The 2,604-nt window shown below is 67.8% G+C and carries 2 protein-coding genes and 1 pseudogene; all 3 read left to right on the plus strand.

Annotation, left to right across the window (positions count from 1 at the left end; genetic code table 11):
• The coding region (locus tag ACK5KK_RS12005) for a hypothetical protein (RefSeq protein WP_416890317.1) at positions 1–296 on the plus strand (296 nt) is incomplete at its 5' end.
• A 230-nt stretch (positions 297–526) separates the two neighbouring features.
• A complete protein-coding gene (locus ACK5KK_RS12010; protein ID WP_416890318.1) occupies positions 527–2,062 on the plus strand; it encodes an ABC transporter substrate-binding protein in 1,536 nt (511 codons plus the stop codon).
• 288 nt (positions 2,063–2,350) lie between these two features.
• Positions 2,351–2,604, plus strand: a pseudogene (locus ACK5KK_RS12015) (ABC transporter permease); the annotation flags it as partial.

Genomic DNA, 2,604 nt, shown 5'->3' on the forward strand with positions numbered 1-2,604 from the left:
ACTGGTACGCGACCTGGTTCGCCGAGCGGGGTTTCCTCAACCCTTCGGGGTACGAGAGCCCCGAGCTGAAGGCCGCCGCCCAAGCCGCGATCGCCGCCGGCAGCGGCGACGAGGCCGACGCACTGTGGCAAGAGGTCATGCGGGTGATCATCGACGATGAGGCGAATGCCTGCGCCTTCGGCATCTACGAGCAGACCCTGGCGTGGAGCACCGAGCGGGTCGCCGGCGTGCAGCCGGCACCGTTCCCCTACGAGGTGAACCTGGTCGACTACCGCGCCCTGGTGCCTGCCGGCTGACAGGCGCGCCGCGCTGTGCCCGCTCGCATCGGGCGGGCACAGCTGCGCCGGTCGTCATGCGGTCGGCGAGGACGTGACGACCACCGCCCGACCCACCGTGCAACGTTAGGTTGCGTCCGTGACCCTGCCCCGCACGCGCGGGGCGGCATAGCGTGCAGATACCCGCAAGAGTTCCCACCGGATGCCGCGGAGCCCGCAGCATCCGGCCGTTGCAAGGAGGCACCGAGACCATGTCATCCACCCGTACCGCGCGATTGCTCGCCGTCGTCGCCGCCGCAGGTCTGCTGCTGGTCGGCTGCTCAGGCGGCGGCGAACCCGCACCCACGACCGGCACGGATGCCGGTCCGCCCGCAGAGCCCACCGGCACACTGCGCGTCAACTGGGGCAACGCGCCCGCGAGCTGGGCGCCGGGCTCGGGCACCGATGCGGGCTACATGCGCGTGCCCTACGAGACGTTGCTGACCCTGGGCCCCGACTACGAGATCCTGCCGAACCTGGCGATCGAGTGGGAACAGACTCCGACGTCGATCACGCTCGCCCTGCGCGATGACGTCACCTTCCACGACGGCACCCCGTTCGACTCCGAAGCAGTGAAGGCGAACCTAGAGTACGTGCGTGACAACCCGGGCCAGTTCGCGGGGCCGCTGCAGGCGGTGGCGTCGGTCGACACCACCGACCAGCACACCGCGGTGATCAACCTCAAGTTCCCGGCGCCGACGTTCCTCACCATGCTCACGCAGCGCAACGTCTTCATCGCGGCACCGTCGACGCTCGCCGACGGGTCGGTCGTCACCAGCCCGGTCGGGACCGGCCCGTGGGCCTACGATGCGGCGTCGTCGGTGGATGCCACGAAGTGGTCCTTCTCTCTGTACGACGGGTACTGGGGACAGACCCCGCACTATGCAGACATCGAGCTCTACGCGATCGCCGATGACACCGCCGCGACCGCGGCGCTCGTCGGCGGCGAGATAGACCTCACTGACACGGTTGACGAGCAACTCTCCACCATCGAATCCGCTGGCAACCTCGACACGTTCGAGTACGAGGCGTTGCGCAACAACGTCACGTTCTTCGATCGTGGTGAGGGCGGCGCGTTCGCCGACCCTGCAGTGCGACAGGCGATGTGCTATGCGCTGGATGACGAGGGGCTCATCGCGCTGAACGACGGGGTGACCTCGGTCCCGGGTCAGCATTTCGTCGAAGGAGAACTCGGCTACAACCCCGACATCGTCGGCTACTCGCAGGATCTCGACACGGCCAACCAGCTTCTGGACGGAAAGAGGGTCGACGTGACGATGCCGGCGGCACCGTTCCTGAAACGTCAGGTCGAGTACGTTGCCGACCAGCTGAACCAGCTCGACGGGGTCACCGTGACGGTGCAAGACCTGCCGATTCCGGAGTATGTCTCCACCTGGAACAGCGGGCAGTACGCTCTCGGCATCGGCCAGGCCCCGCAGCTCACCCCCTACGACTGGTACGCGAGTTGGTTCTCCGAGACAGCTCGCGCCAACCCGGCCGGTGCGGAGAGTTCTGAGTTGAAGGCGGCGGCCCAGGCCGCGATCGCCGCTGATGGTGAGCAGGCGGACCAGCTGTGGCGAGACGCGATGAAGATCATCATCGATGATGAGGCGCTTGGCTGCGGCTACGCCGTGATCGGCCAGTCCATCGCCTGGAACGCTGCTACTGTCGGGGGCGTCGCCGCGCCCAGCGAGGTGTACGAGGTGAACCTCGTGAACTACCGCGACATCTATCCGATCTCCGGCTGACCCGTTCCTGCATGCCGCACGCCAGGTCGCACGCGACCTGGCGTGCGGCATGCAGTCGTCCAGACGTACGGTCGCGTGAACCCCGCGGCCCACGATCTGCATCGTTAGGTTGCGTTCGCGAGGCTGGGCAGGCGGCCAGTCGCTCAGTACCGTGGCACACACCAGCGTCCCACTCGGACGCGTCCGATCGATCACCGGCGCGAGGAGGCGTCGCATGACACCGACCACATTCCCGGCCATGGCCCCGGCCATGCGCGCAACCGCGCTCCCGGCGCCGGGCGAGGCGCCATGCTGAAGCTCATCGGCTACCGGCTTGCGCTCGCCATCCCGCAACTGGCCATTGTGTCGTTGCTGGTGTTCTCGTTGACCTACCTGATCCCCGGCTCCGCCGCAGCGGCCGTCCTCGGCGATGCGGCTGCCTCGCCCGAGGAGATCGCTCGCGTCGAGTCGCAACTGGGCCTGGACCGCCCGTTCCTGGTACGGCTGTTCGAGTGGTACGGCGCCGCACTGACCGGTGACCTGGGCACCTCACTCAAAGGCGG

Origin of the sequence: Microbacterium sp., assembly GCF_047972865.1 — a bacterium.
GTDB lineage: Bacteria > Actinomycetota > Actinomycetes > Actinomycetales > Microbacteriaceae > Microbacterium.